3 protein-coding genes are annotated in these 3645 nt (G+C 53.9%); 1 reads left to right on the top strand and 2 read right to left on the bottom strand.

Features of this window, described 5'->3' with window-relative positions:
- Positions 1-50: 50 nt before the first annotated feature.
- A complete protein-coding gene (locus tag A918_RS0104475) occupies positions 51-440 on the bottom strand; it encodes a DUF4345 family protein (RefSeq protein WP_022709892.1) in 390 nt (129 codons plus the stop codon).
- Positions 441-634: 194 nt separating this feature from the next.
- Positions 635-2824, bottom strand: coding sequence for a primosomal protein N' (locus A918_RS0104470; protein ID WP_022709891.1), 2190 nt, complete (start codon positions 2822-2824; stop codon positions 635-637).
- 213 nt (positions 2825-3037) lie between these two features.
- Here A918_RS0104470 and fsa point away from each other — a divergent pair.
- Positions 3038-3645 (top strand): fructose-6-phosphate aldolase (fsa, locus tag A918_RS0104465; protein WP_022709890.1); only part of this gene is annotated, 608 nt, incomplete at its 3' end.

The following is a 3645-nucleotide window of genomic DNA, read 5'->3' as shown; positions in this document are numbered from 1 at the left end:
CTTCAGCCTCTGTCTGACAGATTCTGCTGAAGCGCGGCCTGTTTCAAAAGTCAGGCAACAAAGCCGAAAGCAAAGAGCAACGGGCCTGCGGCCAGCATCAGCTCGACCACAACGGCAATCCAGTTATAAAAACTGTTAGCCTTATCCGACATCATCGAAATCAGACGGCCGAAAAGCACAAAGCCCCAGACGCAACCCAGCGCCATCCATAAGAACGGTTGCGCGAATAACAGGCAGGCCACGCCAAGGCCGATATAAGGCCCTGCAATTGTCGCCCGTACCGATGAAAGAGCATTGGCACGCAGATCAGGCGCGTTGAGACGCAGAATTTTCAGCGAAATTCCCGGTGCAAACATCAGGATCAAACCAAAGAGCAACGTGATAACGCCCACAGTCCATGCCAGCCATTCACCCTGACTTGAAGGTAGATAAAACGCCACGTTACACCTCTTAAAACCGTCGTTGTTTGTTCGTCAGAGCAAGTTTTTACGCCTGATGGAGCCCTGCCGCTCTCTCTGACAGCACCGAATATAACTAATTTAACGAGCTATATTCCTGACCTGTGGCCATGGAAAGCAAAATTATCAGCATGCAGTATGACAGCGGTCTTATCAGAGCCTCTGAAATCCGCAGATTACAGGAAGCTTTGCGGATCGATATCCACCTGCACCCGTAAGGAACCGCGCGCTTTTGGCGCTGCCTGCAGCAATGCCCGCAAATAGGACTGCAGATCAGAACGTTTTGATCCCTGCACCAGCAACCGGAAGCGATGCCGCCCGCGAATCACTGCCAAAGGCGCTTCAGCAGGCCCCAGCACTTCAATCTCGCTATCTCTCGGCGCAGCACGACGCAATGCACGGGCATGGCTCTCCGCTTCTGCCCTGCTGTCAGCCGAAATAATCAGCGCCGCCAACCGCCCGAAAGGCGGAAGCATCCCGCGCTGACGCTCTTCAATTTCCCGTTCATAAAAAGCATGCGCATCACCGGCGATAATCGCTTTCAATACCGGATGATCGGGTTGATAGGTTTGAATCAGACCAACACTTTTACGCCCTGTACGACCTGCACGACCTGTCACCTGATTGAGTAGCTGAAATGTGCGCTCTGCGGCACGCGGATCACCATTGGCCAGACCGAGATCGGCATCAATCACACCGACAAGCGTAATCAAAGGAAAGTTGTGACCTTTGGCGACCAGCTGGGTGCCGATCACAATATCCGCCTCCCCTTTGGCAATCGCCTCCATCTCCATACGCAGCCGTGTCACCCCGCCAAGCATATCGGATGAAAGCACGATAATCCGCGCATCCGGAAAGGTTGCAGCAGTTTCCTCGGCAATACGCTCCACACCGGGACCGCAAGCCACCAGATGATCCAGCGCCCCGCAGGACGGACAGGCATCAGGACTTTTCTCGTGATAGCCACATTGATGGCACATCAGCTGACCACGGAAACGGTGCTCAACCAGCCAGCTTGAACAATCCGGACATTGAAAACGGTGCCCGCAGACGCGACACAAAGTCAGCGGCGCATAACCGCGCCGGTTGAGAAACAGCAAAGCCTGTTCTTTACGCTGCAAAACCTGCCCGACAGCTTCTGTCAAAGCCGGTGACAAAAACCGTCCTGCTACTGGTGGCGAACGGCGCATATCGATAGGCTTGAGATCCGGCAATGCCGCATCAGCATAACGTCCCTGCAACGGCACATAGCGATAGCGCCCCTGATTGGCATTGACCAGACTTTCAATCGACGGCGTGGCCGAGGCCAGAATAACAGGGAATTTGCCGATAGAACCACGCACCACTGCCATATCACGGGCATTATAAAACACGCGGTCTTCCTGCTTATAAGCGGGGTCATGCTCTTCATCGACAATAATCAGACCGGGATTGGCAAAGGGCAAGAACAATGCCGATCGCGCTCCGGCCACCACTTTGACCGTCCCCTCCGCAATCTGCCGCCAGACGCGCTCCCGCTGGCGTGGTGCCAGATCAGAATGCCATTCTGCGGGACGCGTGCCAAAACGGCTTTCAAAACGGTCGAGAAATTGCTGGGTCAGCGCAATTTCCGGCAGCAAGATCAGAACCTGCTTGCCCAACTCGACAGCACGCGCCACAGCTTCAAAATAAACTTCTGTCTTACCGGAACCGGTCACACCATGAAGCAGCGAGACCGAGTAGACTTGCTCTTCCACCGCTTCGACAAGACATCGTGCTGCAGCCTGCTGATCCTCGGACAGCTCCGCCTGCCCGTAAAACGGATCAGGTTCGCCGACCACCGGCGGCGGCGGGATCATCACCTCTTCGAACAGCCCCTGCGCTTTCAGCCCTTCAACCACGCTGCCGGAAACACCGGCTGCATGGGCAAGGCCGGACTTCGTCCAGCTCAGACCATTATTGGCAACCTCCAGCACTTTTTCACGCGCTGCTGTCAGCCGCTCAGCTTTGCCGCCAATATAGCGCAAGCCCGGAATGAACGGTTCAGGATCGAAAGCGGCCGGTGCACGCAGCACCATTTTTGCCACCATACCGGGCGGTGATAGTGTGTAATCCGCCGTCCAGCGGATGAAGCGCAGCATATCGCGGCTCACCGGCGGGCAGTCAAAAACATGCAGAATGGATTTCAGCTTTTTAGGATCGACCTGATCGCTCGCATCATCGGTGACAATACCGGCTACTTCACGCGGGCCCAGCGGCACGCGTACAATTGAACCGGCCTGAACATCCATTTCCTCAGGGACCAGATAACTATAGGGACGTTCCGCTGGCATCGGCACAAGAACCGGAACAACACGGCGCGTCTTAATCTCTGTTTTCCCGTTCAAAAAATTATCCCGATCAGTTCCGGCATGCTGTTTTCACCGCTTTTTTTCACAACTGCACTTAACCGCAAACACTGCTTATATTCAATTCTTGATGAGATGCGCTGTTATTCACCAAAGGCAGTTTCGGTTTATGGAAATATGCGTTAAACAATCCTATCTTTGTCGGATATAATACCGTCTGTACAGCAAGCCCATAACGGAGGATAAGCTGAAATGAAATTCTTTGTGGATACCGCCGATGTCAAAGACATCCGTGAACTCAACGATCTGGGACTGGTTGACGGCGTTACCACCAATCCATCGCTGATCCTGAAATCCGGTGGCAACATCATTGATGTGACCAAGGAAATCTGCTCGATTGTTAAAGGTCCTGTTTCCGCAGAAGTCACCGCAACTGACTATGCAGGTATGATGAAAGAAGCAGCTGTGCTGGCGAAAATCGCCGACAATATCTGCATCAAACTGCCGGTAACGCTGGATGGTCTGAAGGCCTGCAAGGCACTGACCTCTGATGGTCATGAAACCAACCTGACCCTGTGCTTCTCGGCCAATCAGGCGCTGCTCGCAGCCAAAGCCGGTGCGACTTATATCTCGCCTTTCATCGGCCGTCTCGATGATATCGGTCTGAATGGCATGGATCTGATCGGTGAAATCCGCACGATCTATGACAATTACGGTTTTGAAACCCAGATTCTTGCTGCTTCCGTGCGTACCGTCAATCACGTTAAGGAAGCTGCACTGATCGGCGCTGACGTCATCACTGCACCGCCTGCCACACTGAAAGCCCTCGTCAAGCATCCGCTGACCGACAAGGGTCTGGA

Source organism: Pseudochrobactrum sp. AO18b (assembly GCF_000409565.1).
GTDB lineage: Bacteria > Pseudomonadota > Alphaproteobacteria > Rhizobiales > Rhizobiaceae > Pseudochrobactrum > Pseudochrobactrum saccharolyticum.
This window is presented reverse-complemented; position numbering and strand designations above follow the sequence as displayed.